This is a genomic window from Bradyrhizobium sp. USDA 372 (assembly GCF_053629095.1).
Window position 1 is genome coordinate 1,640,065 of the sequence record NZ_JBRJHR010000001.1, and the last position, 20,750, is coordinate 1,660,814.

Annotated in this window: 19 protein-coding genes; 10 read left to right on the forward strand and 9 right to left on the reverse strand. The window is 64.2% G+C overall.

The genetic code is table 11. The annotated features are described in order from the left end of the window. The first annotated feature begins 136 nt into the window (after window positions 1–136). Window positions 137–976 carry an ABC transporter ATP-binding protein gene (locus tag AB7M16_RS08060; RefSeq protein ID WP_172785338.1) on the forward strand — a complete coding sequence of 280 codons (840 nt, stop codon included), beginning with the start codon at window positions 137–139 and terminating at the stop codon, window positions 974–976. On the opposite strand, the gene AB7M16_RS08065 is transcribed toward AB7M16_RS08060, so the two are convergent. After that, window positions 973–2,127, reverse strand: coding sequence for an AGE family epimerase/isomerase (locus tag AB7M16_RS08065; RefSeq protein ID WP_453943583.1), 1,155 nt, complete (start codon window positions 2,125–2,127; stop codon window positions 973–975). The two genes, AB7M16_RS08060 and AB7M16_RS08065, sit on opposite strands and share 4 nt — an antisense overlap. 86 nt (window positions 2,128–2,213) lie before the next feature. Here AB7M16_RS08065 and AB7M16_RS08070 point away from each other — a divergent pair, with 86 nt between their 5' ends. After that, window positions 2,214–3,437 (forward strand): phenylacetate--CoA ligase family protein, encoded by a 1,224-nt coding sequence (locus tag AB7M16_RS08070; RefSeq protein WP_453943584.1) that lies wholly within the window; start codon window positions 2,214–2,216, stop codon window positions 3,435–3,437. A gap of 2 nt (window positions 3,438–3,439) precedes the next feature. Here AB7M16_RS08070 and AB7M16_RS08075 read toward each other — a convergent pair whose 3' ends face one another. Further along, entirely contained in the window at window positions 3,440–5,077 is a 1,638-nt protein-coding gene (locus AB7M16_RS08075; RefSeq protein WP_212260184.1) for a carbamoyltransferase family protein, read from the reverse strand. Between the two features lie 198 nt (window positions 5,078–5,275). Here AB7M16_RS08075 and AB7M16_RS08080 point away from each other — a divergent pair, with 198 nt between their 5' ends. From AB7M16_RS08080 to AB7M16_RS08110, 7 genes are read left to right on the forward strand one after another with little or no spacing between them, the layout of a single operon-like run. Then, complete coding sequence (locus AB7M16_RS08080) at window positions 5,276–6,652, forward strand: GHMP family kinase ATP-binding protein (protein ID WP_453943585.1); 1,377 nt, start codon at window positions 5,276–5,278, stop codon at window positions 6,650–6,652. Between the two features lie 22 nt (window positions 6,653–6,674). Then, window positions 6,675–8,594 carry an N-acetylneuraminate synthase family protein gene (locus tag AB7M16_RS08085; protein WP_453943586.1) on the forward strand — a complete coding sequence of 640 codons (1,920 nt, stop codon included), beginning with the start codon at window positions 6,675–6,677 and terminating at the stop codon, window positions 8,592–8,594. After that, complete coding sequence (locus tag AB7M16_RS08090; protein ID WP_212260181.1) at window positions 8,594–9,283, forward strand: acylneuraminate cytidylyltransferase family protein; 690 nt, start codon at window positions 8,594–8,596, stop codon at window positions 9,281–9,283. The genes AB7M16_RS08085 and AB7M16_RS08090 overlap by 1 nt, the downstream gene beginning before the upstream one ends. Continuing rightward, window positions 9,276–10,040 carry an SDR family oxidoreductase gene (locus AB7M16_RS08095; RefSeq protein WP_453943587.1) on the forward strand — a complete coding sequence of 255 codons (765 nt, stop codon included), beginning with the start codon at window positions 9,276–9,278 and terminating at the stop codon, window positions 10,038–10,040. Before AB7M16_RS08090 ends, AB7M16_RS08095 begins: the two co-directional genes overlap by 8 nt. Further along, on the forward strand, window positions 10,037–10,885 hold the full coding sequence (locus AB7M16_RS08100; protein WP_453943588.1) for a sugar phosphate isomerase/epimerase family protein: 849 nt from the start codon (window positions 10,037–10,039) through the stop codon (window positions 10,883–10,885). The genes AB7M16_RS08095 and AB7M16_RS08100 overlap by 4 nt, the downstream gene beginning before the upstream one ends. After that, a complete protein-coding gene (locus AB7M16_RS08105) occupies window positions 10,882–11,643 on the forward strand; it encodes an SDR family NAD(P)-dependent oxidoreductase (RefSeq protein WP_453943589.1) in 762 nt (253 codons plus the stop codon). Before AB7M16_RS08100 ends, AB7M16_RS08105 begins: the two co-directional genes overlap by 4 nt. Before the next feature lie 14 nt (window positions 11,644–11,657). After that, window positions 11,658–12,497 (forward strand): SDR family oxidoreductase, encoded by an 840-nt coding sequence (locus AB7M16_RS08110; protein ID WP_453943590.1) that lies wholly within the window; start codon window positions 11,658–11,660, stop codon window positions 12,495–12,497. Between the two features lie 11 nt (window positions 12,498–12,508). Here the strand turns inward: AB7M16_RS08110 and AB7M16_RS08115 are convergent, their stop codons facing one another. The 4 genes from AB7M16_RS08115 to rfbF are packed head-to-tail and all read right to left on the reverse strand — an operon-like array spanning window position 12,509 to window position 16,538. Then, on the reverse strand, window positions 12,509–13,450 hold the full coding sequence (locus tag AB7M16_RS08115) for a hypothetical protein (protein WP_453943591.1): 942 nt from the start codon (window positions 13,448–13,450) through the stop codon (window positions 12,509–12,511). Continuing rightward, a complete protein-coding gene (locus AB7M16_RS08120) occupies window positions 13,443–14,684 on the reverse strand; it encodes a class I SAM-dependent methyltransferase (RefSeq protein WP_453943592.1) in 1,242 nt (413 codons plus the stop codon). Before AB7M16_RS08120 ends, AB7M16_RS08115 begins: the two co-directional genes overlap by 8 nt. 25 nt (window positions 14,685–14,709) lie before the next feature. After that, window positions 14,710–15,771, reverse strand: coding sequence for a CDP-glucose 4,6-dehydratase (rfbG, locus tag AB7M16_RS08125; protein WP_453943593.1), 1,062 nt, complete (start codon window positions 15,769–15,771; stop codon window positions 14,710–14,712). Further along, window positions 15,768–16,538 carry a glucose-1-phosphate cytidylyltransferase gene (gene rfbF / locus AB7M16_RS08130; RefSeq protein WP_453943594.1) on the reverse strand — a complete coding sequence of 257 codons (771 nt, stop codon included), beginning with the start codon at window positions 16,536–16,538 and terminating at the stop codon, window positions 15,768–15,770. Before rfbF ends, rfbG begins: the two co-directional genes overlap by 4 nt. A gap of 236 nt (window positions 16,539–16,774) precedes the next feature. Between rfbF and AB7M16_RS08135 the strand changes: the two genes are divergently transcribed. Continuing rightward, window positions 16,775–17,713 (forward strand): glycosyltransferase family 2 protein, encoded by a 939-nt coding sequence (locus tag AB7M16_RS08135; protein ID WP_453943595.1) that lies wholly within the window; start codon window positions 16,775–16,777, stop codon window positions 17,711–17,713. 32 nt (window positions 17,714–17,745) lie between these two features. Here AB7M16_RS08135 and AB7M16_RS08140 read toward each other — a convergent pair whose 3' ends face one another. The 3 genes from AB7M16_RS08140 to AB7M16_RS08150 are packed head-to-tail and all read right to left on the reverse strand — an operon-like array spanning window position 17,746 to window position 20,661. Next, window positions 17,746–18,954 carry a hypothetical protein gene (locus AB7M16_RS08140; protein ID WP_453943596.1) on the reverse strand — a complete coding sequence of 403 codons (1,209 nt, stop codon included), beginning with the start codon at window positions 18,952–18,954 and terminating at the stop codon, window positions 17,746–17,748. A gap of 31 nt (window positions 18,955–18,985) precedes the next feature. After that, window positions 18,986–19,861, reverse strand: a complete 876-nt coding sequence (locus AB7M16_RS08145; RefSeq protein ID WP_453943597.1) for a hypothetical protein — start codon at window positions 19,859–19,861, stop codon at window positions 18,986–18,988. 59 nt (window positions 19,862–19,920) lie between these two features. Then, a complete protein-coding gene (locus tag AB7M16_RS08150) occupies window positions 19,921–20,661 on the reverse strand; it encodes a hypothetical protein (RefSeq protein WP_212260169.1) in 741 nt (246 codons plus the stop codon). Window positions 20,662–20,750: the final 89 nt, after the last annotated feature.

Here is a 20,750-nt window from a genome sequence, read left to right on the forward strand (position 1 = left end):
CGTTCGCCAAACACAACTGTCATCCCCCGCGAAGGCGGGGGATCCAGTACGCCGCGGCTTCGCGATGAATCTCCGGCGCCTCTGGAATACTGGGTCACCCGCCTTCGCGGGTGACGACGGCGGAGAATGAAGACGCATGTCCCAAATCATTGAAGGAACCCGCTCAACTCCCACCGCTGTGGCCCCCGCCGCCCTCCTCGCCGTGCGCAACATCGAGGTCGTCTACGACGACGTCATCCTGGTGCTGCGCGGCCTCAGCCTCGACGTGCCCAAGGGCGCGATCGTGGCCCTGCTCGGGGCCAACGGCGCCGGCAAGTCGACGACGCTCAAGGCGATCTCGGGGCTGCTCAAGACCGAGGACGGCGAAGTCACGCGCGGCGAGATCCTGTTCGAAGGCGAGCGGATCAACGGCATCGATCCCGACAAGATCGTCCGCCGCGGCATCTTCCAGGTGATGGAGGGACGACGCATCGTCGCCGACATGACGTCGCTCGAGAACCTCAAGCTCGGCGCCTTCACCCGCAGAGACCGCGAGGTCGATGCCGACCTCGACATGGTCTTCAGCTACTTCCCGCGCCTGAAGGAGCGCACCGGCCTTGCCGGCTATCTCTCCGGCGGTGAGCAGCAGATGCTCGCGATCGGCCGCGCGCTGATGGCCCGCCCCAAGATGATCCTGATGGACGAGCCCTCGATGGGCTTGTCGCCGCTGCTGGTGAAAGAGGTGTTCTCGATCATTCAGAAGATCAACCGCGATCTCGGCGTCACCATCCTCCTGGTCGAGCAGAATGCGCGCGCTGCGCTCTCCGTGGCGAGCCACGGTTACATCATGGAGCAGGGCAAGGTCGTGCTCGACGGCAGCGCCGACGAATTGCGCGACAACGAGGACGTCAAGGAATTCTACCTCGGCGGCGCCGGCGACCAGCGCAAGAGCTTCAAGAACCTCAAGAGTTTCAAGCGGCGCAAACGGTGGCTTTAACCCTCCAGCACCTGCTCCGCTTCCGTGACCGCGCAGAGAACATGGTAGAACGACGACGCAGGAATTGTGTCGATCAGCGATTTGCCGTCGCGATCGAACTGGTCGTACCAGCCGCCCTTCACGGGATGGCTGAGATAATGCCGTTCGAGCCGCACCAGCGCCGCGCGCGCCTCGTCCGCCGCACCCGCCTCGCCGGACTCGGCCTGCGCGATCCAGGCCTTCGCGATCTCCGTCTGCGGCCACAGCCGGCGCGTGCTGCGGCGGATGTTGCCGCTCGCATCGCCCTCGTCGACGAGGCAGCCCGTCGCCTCGTCACGATAGCGCAGCGAGGTCTCCAGCAATTCCGCACGCCGCTGGCCGGTCGGGCAGCCTGTAATGCGTTCAAAACCCTTCAGCAGCCAGACCCATTCCGCCTGGTGGCCCGGCTCGACGCTGACCGGCTCGATCTTCGACCAATCCTCCTCGAAATACTCCGACAATACGTGCTTCTGCTTGTCGTAGAGGTTGGCCAGGAACAGCGCAAAGAATTCCCCGGCACGGTTCTGGAACGACAGATCGTGGGTCGCCTCGAAGCACGCGATCATCGCCTCGAACAGATGCATATGCGGGTTCTGCCGGCGCGGCAGCGAGACCGGAAGGCCCTCGTGAACGCCACCATGCGGCGAGCGCAGATGGCTGTCGAGGAAGGCGAGCAGCGCATCGATCTCGGCGCGGACCTGCGCGTCCTGGTCGAGCGCATAGACGCTGGCGAGCGCAAACAGGATGAAGGCGTGGTCATAGGCATCGCGCCGGGCATCCAGCACCGATCCGTCCGCCGTCAGCCGGTGCACATAGCCGGGCCGGCCGTCGGGCGCCTTCGCTTTGGCCAGCAGGTGCTCCAGCCCCTTCAGCGCAATGGCGCGCCCGTCGGGATACCAACCCATCTGTGCCGCCTTGGCGTAGCACCAGATCTGGCGTGCCTGGACGAACACGCGCCGGGGCGCGGCCGCATCCGCCGCGCCGTCACGGTGCAACCGGTCGATGAAGCCGCCCGCGGCGTGATCCCAGCCGACCGTCGACCACAGCGGCAGCGCCTCGTCGATCATGCGGCGCTTCAGGCGTGCGACGACGTTCGACGCCTCGTCTGCCGCAATGAGTCCTTCGTCCGCCATCGGGTCCCTTTCAAGCCTCGCCAATGGCGGTCTGATAGCCATGCCGGTGGCGGTGCGCAACGGATGCCAACACGGAAAGAACAGCCATGACCGCCCATTACGACGCCCGCGAGACGCGTGAGCAAGCCGCGCGCGAGGCCGACCTGTTCGCCCGCCTTCCGGAGGTGCTGCGAGCCGCGATGGCCGCCCCGGCCTATGCCGCGCGGCTCAAAGGCTGCGATCCCGCCGCCGTGACCTCCAGGGCGGCTCTGGCGGACCTACCGGTGTTGCGCAAGTCGGAACTGCCCGTCTTGCACAGGGCCTCTGCGCCCTTCGGAGGCTTCGTGGCGGAGGCCCCGGGCTCGTTCGCCCGCCTTTTCACCTCCCCCGGCCCGATCTTCGAGCCGGAAGGGCGGCAGGCCGATCCCTGGCGCGGCGCAAGGGCGCTGTTCGCAGCTGGGTTCCGTCCCGACGATATCGTCCTCAATACCTTCAGCTACCATCTCACCCCCGGGGGGTTCATCTTCGATGCGTCGGCGCGCGCGCTCGGCTGCGCAGTGATCCCGGCCGGCCCGGGCAACACAGAACAGCAATTCGAACTGATCGAGGCCTACCGGCCGGTCGGCTACAGCGGCACGCCGGATTTCCTGAAGATCCTGCTCGATGCCGCGGCAAGTTCGGGGCGTGAAGTTTCCTCGATCAAGCGTGCGGTGGTCTCGGGCGCTGCGTTCCCGCCCTCGCTCCAGGCCGAGATTAGGGGGCGCGGCATCGACGCCTACCAGGCCTTCGGCACCGCCGATCTCGGTCTCATCGCCTTCGAGACCGAGGCACGCGAAGGCATGGTCGTGAACGAGGATCTGATCCTGGAGATCGTCAAGCCCGGCACCGGCGATCCCGTGACGCCAGGCGACGTCGGCGAGATCGTCGTGACCTCGCTCGACCCTCACCATCCCTGGATCCGGCTCGCGCTCGGCGACCTCACCGCGGCCTTGCCCGGCACGAGCCCGTGCGGGCGTACCAATATGCGCATCAAGGGCTGGATGGGCCGTGCCGACCAGACCACCAAGATCAAGGGCATGTTCGTCCGGCCCGAGCAGATCGCCGAGATCGGCAAGCGCCACGCTGGCCTCGGAAGACTGCGCCTCGTCGTGACCCGGCAAGGCGAGACCGACGCCATGACGTTGAGAGCCGAAACCGCGGCCGCGAGCGAGGCGCTACGCGAAGAGATCGCCGGCACTTTGCGCGCGGTGACCAAGCTCGGCGGCACGGTCGAGCTGGTCGGCCCCGGCATGCTGCCGAACGACGGCAAGGTGATCGCGGACGAGCGCTAGTCTCAGCTCGATTTCGAAAGCCGGTAATTGCCGAGATAGAGCACGTCCAGGCCCGAGCAGAAATAGGTGTGCAACGCCTCGAGCGGCGCGTTCACCGTCGGCTGCTCGTTGATGTTGAGGCTGGTGTTGATCAGCACCGGAAGCGAGGTCGCCTTCGCGAACTCGCCGATCAGGCGGCTGTAGAGCGGATTGCTGTCCGCATGAACGCTCTGGATCCGCGAGGTGTTGTCGACATGGACCACCGCGGGCATGGTCTCGGCGACCTTCCCATTGACCGGGAACGTCACGACCATGAACGGCGCGTCGAACGTATTCTCGAAATATTCGGCCTGCCGCTCGTACAGCACCGACGGGCAGAACGGACGGAACTCCTCGCGGTACTTGATGGTGAGATTGATGCGATCCTTCATGCCCGCATGGCGCGGATCGGCCAGGATCGAGCGGTTGCCGAGCGCGCGCGGACCGTATTCCATCCGCCCCTGAAACCAGCCCACGGTCCTCTGCTCCGTCAAGTCGGTAACGCAGCGCGAGACGGGATCGTCGAGCAGCTCGAATCGCGCGCCGATCTTGTCCAGCGTCTCCCGGATCGTGTCGTTGGAATAGTCCGGTCCCCAGTAAGCGTGGGTCAGCGGCGCGATCGCGTGGCCCGCCTCGGCGCATTTCATCATCGCTGCGCCAAGCGCGACGCCGGCATCGTGCGGCACCGGCGGCACGTAGAGACGCTTCACGGATGGCTCCGCGGCGATCTCCATGTTCATCTTGCAGTTCAGCCCGACGCCGCCGGCGATGCAGACGTCGCCACAGCCCGTCTCGGCAATCGCGGAGCGGATCACCTCGGTGGTGACGATCTCGAGCTGTTTCTGACCGCTCGCGGCGATGTTGGTCAGGCGCTGGTCGAGCGGCCCGCCACGCAGCCGCCGCGGACCCAAGATCTCCTCCATCTTCTCGGTGAAGATGCGTTCCTGCCGCGTGGAGAAATCGCTGGTGAAGATGTCGGCGTCGCGCCGGCGCTTGTCGAGCTCGGGATCGAGCTCGTAGTTGATGCCGTTCGGGCGCAAGAGCTTGGCGAACTTGTCGAGATAGTCCGGACTGCCATAGGACGACAGCCCCATGACCTTGTACTCGTCATTGGTCATCTGATAGCCGAGATACTGCGTCAGCATCCCGTAATAGAGACCAAGACTGTTATGGCGACCAAATCGCGTCAGCACGCGGAAGTCATTGCCGCGCGCATGGGCGACAAGGCCGGAGCTGGAATCGCCGGAGAAGTCGAAGCACGCCACCGTCGCCTCGGAAAAACCGGAGCCGTAGAACGAGCTCGCGGCATGACAGAGGTGATGGTCGTAGAGCTCGATCTTCGGGCTGTGGCCGAACTGATACTTGAAATATTCGGTGAGACGCTGCGCGTAATTGGTGTAGGTCTTGAGCGGCGAGCAGATCCAGTCGACCTCGCGCATGGTGATGCCGGCCTGCTTGAGGCAAAATCCGATCGCGCCACGCGGCAGCTCGCCGCGTGCGTGTTTCGCCAGCGTGAAGCGCTCCTCCTCCGCGGCTGCGATCAACTCGCCGTCGCGCAGCAGCACCGCCGCACCGTCGTGATGCCCGTGCTTGATCCCCGAGCTGATTCCGATCACATACATTTCGCGCAGACCCCTTGTGGAGCCTTCTATAGAAACGGCCGCCAATGTAAATCGGCTACGATCCGACGGGGGTGCTTGACGGCGGCCATATTGGGCGATCCCCCCGGGCGCAGGAACCTTGCATCGTCCCTGCGGCTCCCGTATTACCAACCCCTGCTGCGATACGGCCTGGAATTGGCCCTTCCTGGACCCCAAAACGTGCTTGACCGAACCCTCGTCACCATCGTCGAGACCGAGACCATTGAGGAAGCCTTCCGGCGCCTGAATGCGAACATGCTCGGCATCCTGTTCGCGCAGGACGCGAGTGGGCGAATCGTCGGTGCGGTGACGGACGGTGACATCCGCAGGCGCATGCTGACCGGCATCACGATCCAGGACCGGGTTGCGTCCTGCATCAACCGCAACTTCGTCTGGGCACCGACCGGCGGGCCGCGCGAGCAGATCCTCAAGCTGCTCGATCAGCGTGTCCACGTGGTGCCGATCCTCGATGGCGAAGGGCGGCTCGTCGACGTGTTCAGCCGCGAGCTGTTCAACTTGTCGGAAGAGAGCGAGGTGTTCGCGCGCGCCCGCTCGCCGGTGCGGATCAGCTTCTCCGGCGGCGGCACCGACCTGACGCATTACTTCGTGGCGAATGACGGCGGCGCGGTCATCAGCGCCACGATCAAGATGTACGCTCACGCAACGCTGCGGCGCCGGAGCGATTCCAGCATCCGGATCTACTCGCACGACTTCCGCCGCACGGTCGAGGCCGACAATCTCGCAGAGCTCGGAACGGGCGGAGATCTCGCACTGATCAAGTCGGTCGTGCGCCTGATCAAGCCGACTTACGGCTTCGAGCTCGAAGTGTCCGCGGACTTTCCGGTCGGATCCGGCCTCGGCGGCTCCGCGGTGGTCTCGTCGGCGATCATCGGCTGCTTCAATGAATTTCGCAGCGACCAGTGGGATCGCCACGAGATCGCGGAGATGGCCTTCCAGGCCGAGCGGCTGATGCTCAACATCCCCGGCGGCTGGCAGGATCAGTACGCCACCGTGTTCGGCGGATTCAATCACATGGAGTTCTTCTCCGACCAGAACACCATCGTGCCGCTTCGCCTCGATCCCAACATCATCGCCGAGCTCGAGGAGAGCCTGGTGCTCTGCTACATCGGCTCGGGGCGCGATTCCGGCGCCATTCACCGCGACCAGAAGGCTCAGCACGAGACCAGCGACGCCGTCGCCGCGGCTGCCAAGCAGAAGGAAGTGACGCGCGACATAAGGCGGCATCTGCTGCGCGGCCAGCTGCTGGAATGCGGCCGGCTGATCGACGAGGCCTGGCACGCCAAACGGAAGCTGAGCTCCAAGATCTCGTCGGACACGATCGACGCGATCTACGATTTTGCCAAGCAGCATGGCGCGGTCGGCGGCAAGTTGCTCGGCGCCGGCGGCGGCGGTTACTTCATGTTCTTCGTCCGCCCATTCGAGCGCTACCAGCTGATCGCGGCGCTGGAACAGCAGGGGCACGGCTGTTCGCGCATCATGTTCGAGGAGAACGGGTTGCGGACGTGGAAATCGCGTGTTCCGGCGCAGCTCGCCTGACGCATATGAGACGAGAATGTTGATGACATCGCCCAAACAGCCTGCTCCGGTCCGCATCGGCAACCGTCTTCTGGGCGATGGCGAACCCTGCTACGTCATCGCCGAGATCGGCAACAACCATAACGGCGATTTCGACCGCGCCATTGCGCTGGTCGACGCCGCGGTCGCGGCCGGAACCGACTGCGCCAAATTCCAGATGCGGAAGCTCGACGAGGTCTATCGCGCCTCGAGCCTGTCCGGGAAAGACGACGACCTCGCCGTCGAATATACGCTCGATCTTCTGCGCCGCTTCGAGCTGCCGACCGCACAGCAGAAGAAGATCGCCGAATATTGCGCAACCAAGGGCATCGAATACCTTTGCACGCCCTGGGACGCGAAGAGCGTCGCCGTGCTCGAAGGCTTCGGCGTCAAGGCCTATAAGGTCGCCTCGGCCGACCTCACCAACCTGCCGCTGCTCGCCCGCCTCGCCGCCACCGGCAAGACGCTGATCGTCTCGACCGGCATGAGCACGACGGACGAGATCAAGGCCGCGGCGAAATTCCTCGACGACCGCAATGCCAGCTACGTGCTCCTGCATTGCCAGAGCACCTATCCGGCCGCGCTCCACAACATCCACCTGCGTTTCATGGAAACGCTGCGCGAGATCCATCCGGTCGTCGGCTATTCCGGCCACGAGCGCGGCATTGCCGTCTCGACGGCCGCCGTCGCGCTCGGTGCCGTCGTCATCGAACGCCACATCACGCTCGATCGCGAGATGGAAGGTCCGGACCATGCCGCTAGTCTCGAGCCGGAGGAATTCAAGGCGCTCGTCTCCGGCATTCGCGAGGTCGAGGCGGCGCGCGGCGAGAAGCTCGCCGAGCGCGCCCTGAGCCAGGGTGAGCTGATCAACCGCGAGAACCTCGCCAAGAGCCTGGTGGCCGCGCGCGACCTGTCGGCCGGCACCGTGATCTCCGAACGCGACATCTCCGTGAAGAGCCCGGGACAGGGCCTGTCGCCGCTGAAGATGCCGGCGCTGCTCGGCCGCAAGCTGACGCGGACGATGGTGGCCGACGATTATTTCTTCCAGAGCGACCTCAATGAGGGGGCCGCGAAAGCGCGGCGCTACAAGTTCGACCGCCCCTGGGGCGTGCCGGTGCGCTATCACGATACCGAGCGTTTCCTGGAGATCTGCGAGCCCGACATCATCGAATTCCATCTCAGCTACAGCGACATGGAGCGCGATCCGGCGGCCTATCTGTCGGGCACCTATGATCTCGGCTTCGTCGTGCATGCGCCGGAGCTGTTTGCCGGCTCCAAGCTGATGGACCTCGCAACGCCCGACGAGGCGCTGCGGCGCTACTCGCTCGAGCAGACCCAAGCGGTGATCGACATCACCCGCGGCCTGAAGAAGTTCTTCCCCAAGACCAAGCGCCCGCCCATCGTCGCCAATATCGGCGGCTTCACCATGGACGTGCCGCTGCCGCCGGAGGAGAAAGCCGAGCGCTACCGCATCTTTGCGCAGAGCTTGACCGAACTCGACATGGACGGTGTCGAACTGACGCCGCAGACCATGGCGCCGTTCCCCTGGCATTTCGGCGGTCAGCGCCACCAGAACATCTTCATCTTCCCGGAGGAATCGGCCGCGTTCTGCGCCAAGCACGGCTTGCGCATGTGCGTCGATATCTCCCACACCAAGCTCGCCGCCAATCATTTCGGCTTCGACTTCGCGCAAGGCCTCGCCCGGCTCGGGCCGCACACTGCGCATCTGCATTTCGGCGACGCCAAGGGGCTCGACGGCGAAGGTCTCCAGATCGGCGAAGGCGAGATCGATTTCGACGAGATCGGACAGGTGCTGCGCAAGCATGCGCCGACGGCCTCGTTCATTCCCGAGATATGGCAGGGCCACAAGAACATGGGCGAAGGCTTCTGGACCGCGCTCGAGCGTCTCGAGGGACACATCTGATGGCGCGCAAGACGCTGGCCGTGATCGCCGCGCGCGGCGGCTCCAAGGGTATCCCGCACAAGAACCTGCTCGATCTCTGCGGCAAGCCGCTGATCGCCTGGACGGTCGAACAAGCTCGCGCTGCACGCGGCGTCGACGTGGTGGCGGTCTCGTCGGACAGCGAGGCAATCCTCGCCGCGGCCGAGGCCGCCGGAGCCGTCGGCGTGCGGCGTCCGGACGACATTTCGGGCGACCTCGCCTCCTCCGAATCCGCCTGGCTGCATGCTTTCGATGCGACCGAGGCGCAAATGGGCCGGTTCGAGCGCATCGTCGCGCTTCAGGCCACATCGCCGATCCGCGAGCCCAGCGACATCGAGAACGCGCTTGCGACCTTCGATCGCGACCATCTCGACAGCCTGCTGTCGGTCTGCGAGGTCGAGGATTACTTCAACTGGCGGATCGGCGCGAACGGCCCGGAGCCGATCAATTACGACTATCGCAACCGCCGCATGCGGCAGCAGATCGAGAAGCGCTACCTCGAGAACGGCTCGTTCTACGTCCTGATCCCATCCCTCCTGCGCGAGCAGAACAATCGTCTCGGCGGCAAGATCGGTTTTCACGTGATGGAGCGTCACAAGATGTTCCAGATCGATCGCCCCGAGGACGTCAAGCTCTGCGCCGCCATCATGCACAGTTACGGCTATGCCTGATCTCAGCGCCTTCTCTCTCGCAGGCAAGATCGCGGTGGTCACCGGCGCCTCGCGCGGCATTGGCGCGGCGATTGCGAGCGGCCTCAAGGACGCCGGAGCCACCGTGTTCGGGCTCAGCCGTTCCGGAACCGCGCCGCAGGGCGTCACCGCGATTGCCTGCGACCTCTCCGACGACGGCGCGATCGAAGGCGCATTCCGCACCATCGCGGCAAAAGGCGATCGCATCGACGCACTCGTGAATGCCGCCGGCATCAGTCTTCCCGCCCAAAGCAGCGAAAGCGAGCTCGCACGATTCCGCGCCACGGTCGCGACCGATCTCACTGGCGTCTACGCCACGATCCTCGCCGCCTATCCGCTCCTGAAGAACGCGGGCGCGGCGGCGATCGTCAATGTCACCAGCATCAATTCCGTGCGCGGCTTTCCCGGCAATCCCGGTTACGTCGCGGCAAAGGCGGGACTTGCCGGGCTGACGCGCGCACTCGCCGCCGACTACGCGCCGGACGGCATCCGCGTCAACGCGCTTGCGCCGGGCTACGTCGCGACCGAGATGACCGCCAAGAGCTATGCCGATCCGGTCATGCACGAGGATCGGCGCCGCCACACCATGCTCGGCCGCTGGGGACAGCCCGCCGACATGGTGGGCGCCGCCGTTTTCCTGGCCTCGGAAGCCTCCGCCTATGTGACCGGCCAGGAAATCTTCGTCGACGGCGGCTGGATCGCCAAGGGCCTCGCCATCAGTTCGGATAGCACATCGTGACCGCAACGCTCGAACGCATCGGCTTCATGCAGGGACGCCTGTCGACTTTGGTCGACGGCAAGATCCAGGCATTCCCGTGGAACGAATGGCGCGAGGAATTTCCCCGCGCCAAGGCCCTTGGCCTGACGCGGATGGAGTGGACCATCGACCAGGAGCGACTGCGCGAGAACCCGCTGACGACCGAGCCGGGACAACAGGAGATTCTGACGCTGGCGCGCGAGAACGGCGTTCGCATCCCGAGCCTGACCGGTGACTGCTTCATGCAGGCGCCGTTCTGGAAGGTCGATGCCGTCGTGCGCGATGCTCTCGTCAACGATCTCGATCTCCTGATTGCCGCCTGCAGCCGTATCGGCATCGAGTTCATCGTGATCCCGCTGGTCGACAACGGCAAGATCGAGCGCGAGAGCGAGAGCGACACGCTCAAACGGGTGCTGATCGCCCGCCGCGAGCAGCTCGTGAGACAGAACGTCAAGATCGTCTTCGAGTCCGATCTGCCGCCGCGCGATCTCGCCCATTTCATGGAGGCGTTTCCGGCCGACGTCTTCGGCATCAACTACGACAGCGGCAACAGCGCTTCGCTGGGCTACGACAGCGTCGAGGAGATCGAGGCCTACGCGCCCCGCATTCTCAATGTCCATGTCAAGGACCGCGTGCGCGGCGGCACCACCGTGCCGCTCGGCACCGGCAACGCCGATCTTGCCAAGACGATCCGGCTGATCGAGCGCTCCGGCTACAGGGGACAGTACATCCTGCAAACCGCGCGGGCCAGCGATGGCGATCACGCCGGCGCGCTGGCGACATATCGCGACATGACGGTTCGCTGGATCGAGGATGCCGCGCGATGAAGCTCGAGCTGAACGATCGCGTCGCTCTCGTCACCGGTGCCAGCCGTGGGATCGGGCTTGCGATCGCGACGACGCTCGCCGCGGAAGGCGCCAGGGTCGCGCTGGCGGCGCGCGGCGCCGATGCGCTCGATGCCGCGCGGGCTGCGGTCGGCGGCAGCACGTCGGTCCACGTGGCCGATGTCACCGACCTGGCCGCCGCAGCAAGGCTGGTGCACGAGGTCGAACGGCAATGGGGCCAGCTCGACATTCTCGTCTGCAACGTCGGCAGCGGCGCTTCCGTGCCGCCCGGGCAGGAAAATGCGGCGGAATGGTCACGGGTGATGGACCTCAATCTCTTCGCCACGACCAACATGATCGAGGCCGCACGGCCGCTGCTGTCGCGCGGCAGCGGCGACCGGTCCATCGTCTGCATCTCCTCCATCGCCGGCATGGCGGCGCTGGGCGCGCCCGTCACCTACCATGCCGCGAAGGCGGCGCTGAACGCGACCGTGCGCGGGCTGGCGCGACCGCTCGCGCTCGAGGGCATCCGCATCAATGCGGTCGCACCCGGCAACATCCTCGCCGCCGACGGCACCTGGGCGCGCAAGCTCACCGAGAACAGGGCCGCAGTCGAGGACATGCTTGTTCGCGAGGTGGCGCTGCGCCGGCTGGGTAAGCCGGAAGAGGTCGCCGACCTCGTCGCATTCCTCGCCTCGCCACGCGCGGCATTCATCACCGGCAGCGTCATTGTCGCCGATGGCGGCCAATTGCGCAGCTGAAGCAGGAGCTCCCGATGGCAAGCCCGTCCTCACGCTATGACCTGACCGGCCGCACCGCTCTCGTGACCGGTGCAGGCGGCCTGCTCGGGCGGCAGCATGTCGCCGCGCTCTCCGAGGCCGGCGCGCGCGTCGTCGTCACCGACGTCGGGCTTGCGCAAGCCGAAGCCGCCGTTGCCGCGCTCAAGCAGAATGCGCCGTCCGCCGACCTGATCGCGCTTGCGATCGACGTCACCACGCTCGATTCCGTGCGCGCTGCGCACGAACAGCTTTCCGGCCGCGGCGTCTCCGTCGACATCCTCGTCAACAACGCGGCGATCGACCCCAAGGTGACCTCCGCACCCGGCGTGATGCATTCCTCGCGCTTCGAGGCGTTTCCGGTGCCGCAATGGCAGACCGAGATCGCCGTGGGCCTGACCGGCGCGATGCTGTGCGCGCAGGTGTTCGGCGGCGCAATGGCATCGCGTGGCCGCGGCGTGATCCTCAACATCGCCTCCGATCTCGGCGTGATCGCGCCGGACCAGCGGCTCTACCGCCAGCCGCAGGTGATCCGCGAGCAAGAGCAGCCGGTGAAGCCGGTGACCTACTCCGTGATCAAGCACGGCTTGATCGGGCTGACGAAATATCTGGCGACGTACTGGGCCGATCACGGCGTCCGCGTCAACGCGATCTCGCCGGGCGGCGTCTTCAATAACCAGGATCCGGCCTTCGTCGAACGACTGACGCGCCTGATCCCGATGGGGCGGATGGCCGAGGTCGACGAATATCGCGCCGCCGTCCAGTTCCTCTGCTCGGACGCGTCGAGCTACATGACCGGGCAGAACCTGGTGATGGATGGCGGGCGGAGCGTGTGGTAGCGGCTCGCAGTTCAGAACGCAGCTGTTCGGCGGGACACCGCCTCGATCCGAGCCCACAGCGCGATGATCTTGCGCTGACGCTCCGCGTGGTCCGCATCGGCCTCGCCGAGCGAGCGGCAAAGTTGCGCCAGCACGTCGACCCTGGGATCGCGAACGTTCATCGAGCTCTGCTGGACCGACGAAAACGGGTCAAGCTGGTCGACGATCGCTAGATCGCTCTTCCCGCGCCGTCCTGCCGCGATGCTAAAGCATGTATGTGGCGCGCGACTGTCGATGCGTAGCGCGAATGACGGCAGGCCTTTGCCCGTGAACACGGCATTCCATGACGATGTCTCGGCGTCTGACGGCCCGGCGAGCCTCGACATCGCCACGTCGTCGTAACCGAGCTCTGCAAGAAGCGCGATCAGATGGATTCCGTAGAAGCGGAGAGCACCGCCGCCACTGGCGTCGAACCGCTTCCAGTTCGTCAGATTGGCGCGATAGTGATGCGCCATGAAGGTCCAGTCCAGCGAGAGGCCATCGGTGCTCGCGCCGAGCACCGCGCGAAGCCGTTCCGCCCACGGCATGAAACGAAAGGTGTAGCCGACGCGATAGCGCTTGCCGGCGCGCTCGAATGCCTCGATGAGCTGCGCCGCAAGCTGCGGCGTCGGCGCAACCGGCTTCTCCAGGATCAGCTCGCGGATGCCCGGCATGTCTGCCAGCCGCGCCATCCAGTCGGCCTGATCGGCAGGACGAAGCGCAACCACTGCCCCGCTCGCCCGTGCCAGCGCCTCCTCAGTGCCGGGACACCAAATCACCTCGGGCACGTATTGGACGAGCTCGCTTCGACCGCCGACCACTGCACGGTAGCGCTCCGGCAGCGCCACCTTCATCCCGCACTCGATCAGCGCGGGCAGATATCCATACATCCCGAAACCCGATCCGAGGATCGTGAAAACGGGAGGTTCAGGCATGGAAATCGTCCGCACTGAGAACGTCGATCACTGGCCCCTTGTATCCGTTGTCCTGGAGATACTGCCGGATCTCGCGTGAGATGTGCCAGGCGAGATTGAGCAGTGGCTTGGCCTGGTCGCCATGCGCGAACAATTCGTCGTCGGAGACGATCGGAATGCGCGTGCCCGGCACGTAGTGCCCGATCTTGATCGAGCCCGGCTTCTCGTGGACGGCAACGATCTCCTTTTCGGTCAGTCCCAGCAACTTGACCAGGATCGCCGCGCGGCCCGGAAATGCCTTGGCCCTGACGGGACCATGTGCCGCGATGATCTTCTTCAGCTCTGCGCCCTTGCGCGCCTTCCAGAGCTCGACGTCGCGCGCGAGCTGGGCGAACTCGGCCTGGAAATTGTTCTCCCGCGCAATGATGTCCGCTGCGACGGCATCGCTCTTGGCCGCACGTCCGAGAATGACGCGGATGTTGCCGCCATAGCGCGCGGGAAACTCGACATTGACGATGTCGAGGCCGAGCGATTTTGCGATGAAGCTGAACGATTTGTACGAATAGGTCCGCGGGTGCTCGTGGTAGAAGGTGTCGAACTGATGCCGGTCCAACACCGCACCGAGATAGTGGTTCTCGATCACGATCACGGTCTCAGGCCCGAGCAGCGCCTTCAGCGCCGCAAGCACGCCGTTCAGATCCTCGATGTGCGCGAAAACGTTGGTGAAGGTGATGATGTCCGGCGTGCCGACGCCACGCCGGATCTCGGCGGCGGTCTCTGTGCTGAGATAGTCTTGCACCACGAAATGGCCCTTGGCGGCCGCGTCCTGCGCCGCGCCGGTCGGCTCGATGCCGGCCGTTTTCGCGCCGGCCTCGCGGAAGAAGTCGAGCAGGCTGCCGTCGTTGCAGCCGATGTCGAGCGCGATCTTGCCGGTCAAAGGTCCCATCCGCTCCGCGCAGGTCGCCACGAGCCCCTTCATCCCAGAGAGCACATCGGCCGTGAAACGCGAGCGGTAATGATAGTCCTTGGGGAAAAGATCCTCTTTCGGCACCTGGAAGCGCTGATGGCCTGTCGCGCAAGTCGGACAGAAGTCGATCTGAATCGGATATTCGCGGCACTGGCGCGTATCCCCGACCGCCACCAGGTCGTCGCACAGCGGATGCCGGCCGAGATCGAGCACCGGCACGAGCTTGTCGTTGCCGCAGACCTCGCAACTCTTGATCTCGGTAAGCGGTCTCGTCGACGTGGTGGCCATCATATTGATCCGATAAGAAAGGCGGCTAGTCCCGCTTTGTGTTCATGAAAGCGTCGATCTGGTCAACCATCACCGACTTGACCGCGGCGCCCTGCTCGAACGCCTTGTACCACTCCACCACGGCGGCGGCGGCCCGATCGAGGCCCCAACGCGGCGCCCAGCCGAGATGCGCCCGCGCCTTGGAACTGTCCAGTGACAGCAGCCGCGCCTCGTGCGGATGCTGACCCGGCTGCGGCATCTGCTGCGGCGGAACACCCCACAGTAGCGCGAGGCGATCGACCAGCCAGCGCACCGTGCGCACGCTATCGGCGTCGGGGCCGAAATTCCATTCGCTGGAGAAGGATGCCGGATCGCGCCAAAGATGCTCGGCGAGCAGAATATAGCCCGACAGCGGCTCGAGCACGTGCTGCCAGGGCCGCACCGCATCGGGATTGCGGACCGGCACCGGCTGGCCGCTGCAGATCGCGGCGATCACGTCGGGGATGAGACGATCCTGCGCCCAATCGCCGCCACCGATCACGTTACCCGCGCGGGCGCTGGCGAAGCCGATCCGGCGAGTTCCGCTGAAGAACGACGACCGATACGCCGCCGCGACCAGTTCCGCGCAGGCCTTGCTGCTGGAATAGGGGTCCTTGCCGCCGAGCGGATCCGTCTCGCGGTAGCCCCAGACCCACTCCTTGTTGTCGTAGCACTTGTCGCTGGTGACGTTGACCACCACGCGCACGGGCGAGGTCCGCACCGCCTCGAAGACGTGCACGGTGCCCATGACGTTGGTCGCGTAGGTGCCGACGGGATCGTCATAGGATGCCCGCACGATCGCCTGGGCGGCCATGTGAAACACGATTTCGGGCTGGAAGCGGTCGAACAGAGCTTTGACCGCGAGTGGATCGCGGATGTCGGCGAAGATCGACACGATGTCCTGCCCAGTCTGCGCCAGATCGAACAGGTTGGGCGTCGTCGACGGCGGCAGCGCGAGACCTGCGACCTCGGCGCCGAGATGCCGCAACCACGCCACCAGCCAACCACCCTTGAAGCCAGTGTGCCCGGTGACGAGGACGCGCTTGCCGCTCCAGAAGCCGGGATTCATTGCCAATGTTTCCAGGGCGCCTGCCCGCTATCCCAGAGCTGCTCCAGGTGCACCTTGTCCCGCAGAGTGTCCATTGCCTCCCAGAAGCCGGCGTGGCGATAGGCTGCAAGTTGCCCGTCCTGCGACAGGCGCTTGAGCGGCTCCTGCTCCCAGATGGTGGTGTCGTCACCGAGATAGTCGAAGATCGCCGGCTCCAGCACGAAAAAGCCACCGTTGATCCAGCGGCCGTCACCGCGCGGCTTCTCCTCAAAATGGCGGACCACGTCGTCGCCGATATCAAGCGCGCCGAAACGCGCCGGCGGCTGGATCGCGGTGACCGTGGCGTGACGCCCGTGGGCACGATGAAACTCCCGCAGCGCACCGATATCGACGTCGGCGAGACCGTCGCCATAGGTCATGCAAAACGTCTCGTTACCGACGTAGTCCCTGACGCGCTTGAGGCGGCCGCCGGTCATGGTGTTGAGGCCGGTGTCGACCAAGGTGACCTTCCAGTGCTCGGCGAACTTGTTGTGCACTTCCATCGAATTGTTGGCGAGGTCGAACGTCACGTCCGCCATATGCAGGAAGTAGTTCGCGAAATATTCCTTGATGACGTAGGACTTGTAGCCGCAGCAGACGACGAATTCGTCGATACCGTACGACGAGAAGATCTTCATGATGTGCCAGAGGATCGGCTTGCCGCCGATCTCGATCATGGGTTTCGGCTTGACGTGGCTCTCTTCGGTAATGCGAGTCCCGAATCCACCTGCCAGAATCACGGCCTTCATGCTCATACCCGTCCAGCAGAAAACGTCACATCAGAACGATTAATCCAGCCTTGTCAACAAGATCCAACCGCACCCGCCCTGCTCCCGGAACGGTTGAAGTCGCCGCCCTACCTGCTAAAGAAACGATTGAAGGATGGCAACCCCACCACCGGTGCGCCAGTCCTCTCGGGCGGTCGCCGGCTGCCTGATTCCCACATGGGGGAATGGTCCCGCTCGCTGGATGTCCCGGAGGATTGATGCGCAAGAAGATCAGCCTTGTGACGCCCTGCTACAACGAGGAGGCGGGAATTCGGGAATGCTACGCGGCGGTCAAGGACATCTTCGACCGTGAGCTTCCGGATTACGAGCGCGAGCACATCTTCTGCGACAACGCCTCGAGCGACCGAACGGTTGAAATTCTCAAGGAGATCGCAGCCGAGGACCCCTCGGTGAAGGTCATCGTGAACGCCCGGAACTTCGGCGTCTTGAGGAACACCTACAACGGCGTGCTGGCCTCGACAGGCGATGCCACCGTGCTGTTCATGCCCGCGGATCTGCAGGACCCACCGTCGCTGATCCCGACTTTCGTCAAGCACTGGGAGCAAGGCTACGAGATCGTGTTCGGCATCCGGGCCCGGCGAGAAGAGCCTTTTCTGAGCCGAACCGCGCGGCATCTCTACTACAAGATGATCAGCCGGATGTCCTATGTCGATTATCCGGCCGACGTCGGCGACTACCAGCTCGTGGACCGCAAGGTGCTCGACGCCATGAAGCAGTTCGACGACGTCCAGCCCTTCATGCGGATGATGCCGTTCGAGTGCGGCTTTCGCTCGATCGGCGTGCCCTACACCTGGCTGGCACGCAAGCACGGCATCTCGCGCAACCGGCTGTCGAGCCTGATCGACCAGGGGCTGCTCGGTGCCATCAGCTTCTCGACCGTGCCGCTACGTACTGCGTTTTTCTTCGGACTGATCATCTCGTCGCTGAGCTTCGCCTATGCCTTCGTCGTGTTCCTTCTCAAGATAACCGGCTTCGACATCGGTCCGCACGGCATCCCCACGATCATCATCGGCCTGTTCTTCTTCGGCGGCGTGCAGTTGTTTTTCCTCGGCGTGCTCGGCGAATACATTGTCGCGATCTTCAACCAGGTCCGTCGACGGCCGATCGTTGTCGAGCGCGAGCGGATCAATTTCTGACGACGAGCGCCTTTCGGCCTTGCACCCGGAACTCAGGCTTCGGCCCGCGCGACGTCGGCATCGCTTCCCGCCTGGCTCTTGCCGGTCAGAAGATTTCCGAGAGCTTCGCTGCTTATGAACGCGAGAGCTCCCAGCGCGGGCACGATCAATCGCGTCTCGGAGAAATCCGCAATCAAGAACACGATTCCGAGATGAATAAGACCGGCCGGGACCACCACGGCCATCGTTCGGGTGAGCGCGAACGTTCTCACGATCACGATCGCGAGCACTGGGCTCGCGATCGCCACCGCAAGCTTCATGGTCAGCAGATTGACCACGAGCTTGCTGAAGTAGTCGCCCTGGGTCACCAGGAATGAGGTGTAGATCGCCTGCGGGTGCATCGAGAGCAGCATCTTTGGCACCAGCAGAGAGATAAGGACCAGCACGCCGCTGACGCACCATTCTCTGGTCGTGGGCCATCGCCGCTCGAAGGCCGCCAGACTCAATGGCGCGAACGCCGTTGCGAACACGACGTCGGTCCTCGCGAAGCTGATGATGAGCCCCGATATGATCGCAGCCGGGTAATGGCGGGATACCAGCAGAAACAGCTGCCAGAACAAGCCACCCGCAATAAATACCGCACCCATTCGCCCCGGAAAAATAGCCGTCTGGGTGTAGAATGCAAAAGTGAGCAGGCAGAGCCACGTCGAGGTCGGCGAGAGCAGAAGGGTCCCCAACGCGAACACCGCAAGAAACGACAACGAGCCGAACATGTAGTTGATCGCGATATGCGTCCGCCAGGTCGATCCTCTCAGGTTATCGTCGCCGAGAACCTGAACGTAGGTTTCCACGATTTTCGATATGAGCGGGCGGATAATGCCTTCGACGAGTTCCCCATGGGCAAACCCCCGCTCGTGATTGAGGCTGAACTGCATCTGTTCGCGCAGCAGATTGGCCTCATGAGCCGTGATAGATGCGGCCAGGCAACAGCTGACGAACAGCCCCAGGACAACCGGGTTGAGAAAACGATCTCGGATCTTGAAGAGAATAACCAGCGGAGCCAGCGCCGCGAGCACATAGAACGCTATTCCAACATACCGCAAAGCGCCGGGAATCCACCGATCGGAAATCTCCAGACGCCACCAGAGCCCGACCAGAACGTTCGTGACGATCCAGAATCCGAGCACGAGGCCGAGAGACGGCGTCTGCACGCCGTCTTCGACCCTCATCAGCCGATCGAGACGGCTGGATAACCAGTTCATTAGGCCCCCCGTGACAACCCGCCCCAGCGCATCAATGTTGCAGGATACCGGCGAGATTCATGTGCGCAGGACGCGAGTGCTCGATGCCCAGCAGCGTCCGCCGGTTGTCGTTCGTGCGCTGCAAATGCAGGCTGGCGAGCGTGACCCCGGCGCAGGTGGTGACTGTGCTTCCGCGACCGCTGAACGGCTTGAGGAAGTCGAACACACGAGGGCCGAACATATCGACGACCGACATCTCGCGCGCCCCGAGCGGCGGGATTGCCCCGAAGTCCGCCTCGAGTTCCTCGCCGTCTTCGCGGATCAGCCTCGTCGTCGGCCGCGCCGAATGAGCATATTCGGGATCGGAAGAGTGATTGATCAACAGCACGCTGCTGACAATGTCGCTGGTCGCAACGATCTTCGGATTGATGCCGGTGAACCCGACATGCGCCTTGAGCCGGCCCTCGTTCAAGGGCCGGGCAAACGCGCCGGTGCGGTAGATCGCGACGTTGTCCTGATCGACATAAGTCATGGAATAGCTGGCCGGCGAGGATCGGAAACCGTCCATGCGTCCGCGCGACATCACGGCGATCACCAGATAATCGTCCTGTGGCAGCTTGAGCGAGGCGAACAGACGCGACAACTCGATCTCGACGGACGCGCCCGGCGCATAGTCACGAGGAAACTCGTAAGTCGCCCGATACTCGCCGTCGCGCGAGAGAATGTGCAGCTTGAATCTCAGCTTCTTGCTGAAGCCAGAGGCGACCAGGCTGGCGAGCTCGGGAACGAGATCCCTGACCGTTTCGCGAAAATTCTTGCGCAGGCTGCCGGCGACGAGGCTGCGGAGATACCTGATGTCGATCGGACGATACCAGGCAGGGATCGAGAAACCCATACGCGACTCGACGCCCGCAAACGTCGGGAACATGAATCTGGGCTCGTGGGGCTTCCAGGGACTGGATGGGAAACGAGTCACGGACGCGCCCTTCAAAAATGATGCAAGCTGAACTTGCCGTTGGCAAACTCGTAATAGCTGAACGGACTGGCGATGTTGGTGCCTTTGAACTCGAGGGCAAAACCTTCGGCCGCACCGATCAGCCTTTCGGCCTCGGGAAAAAGGTCCAGCGTGCTGATGCGGACGGCCCCCATCGGCGCGATTTCCGGCAGCGCGCGCTGGCCCAATTCGGTGCCGTCCAGCGCCATGAGCCGCGCCGTCCCGACGGAGGCGCCCTCGGACGCCATGCAGGAGTTCACGAGCACAACGCCCGATTCCTTCAGGAAACGCGTGAGATAGGATTGCATCCAGGCGGAGGTCGGGAATGGTGCCGCGGCGACCGGCTCGCGCTCGTGCGACAATGTCACCGCGCCGTGCTGCGAGAAATATTGTGCGTAATAGCCGGTGGTCACCTTCCGACCGGGACGAAGCTTGGTCTCATGTTTCGGAACCAGCGCCATCGCCACCGTACCCGAAACCCGGGGACACAGATCCGAAGTCTGCAATTGCAGTTGTCCGTTGACGCCGAGTTCCTTGTGGAAATATCCAGCCGGCGTGCCCGCACCGTCAAAGAACCAGACATGCGCATCAACTTCTGGATGGTCCTTCATGAAGACCGAGAAGTAGTTGAATGCGCTGACCTCCGTCGTGACGGTCTCGTCATTGCGCAGGTAGAGCACAGCGGGCGGATAACCTCTGGCGACGGCCTCGCCAATCAGCAAATCACCGGGCATTCGACAGGACTCGGCGGGAGATCAAGGGATCGGCATGGACCGAACCGGCCGACGGCTTTACCCAAATCATACGCGTTGTTCTTGCCCGC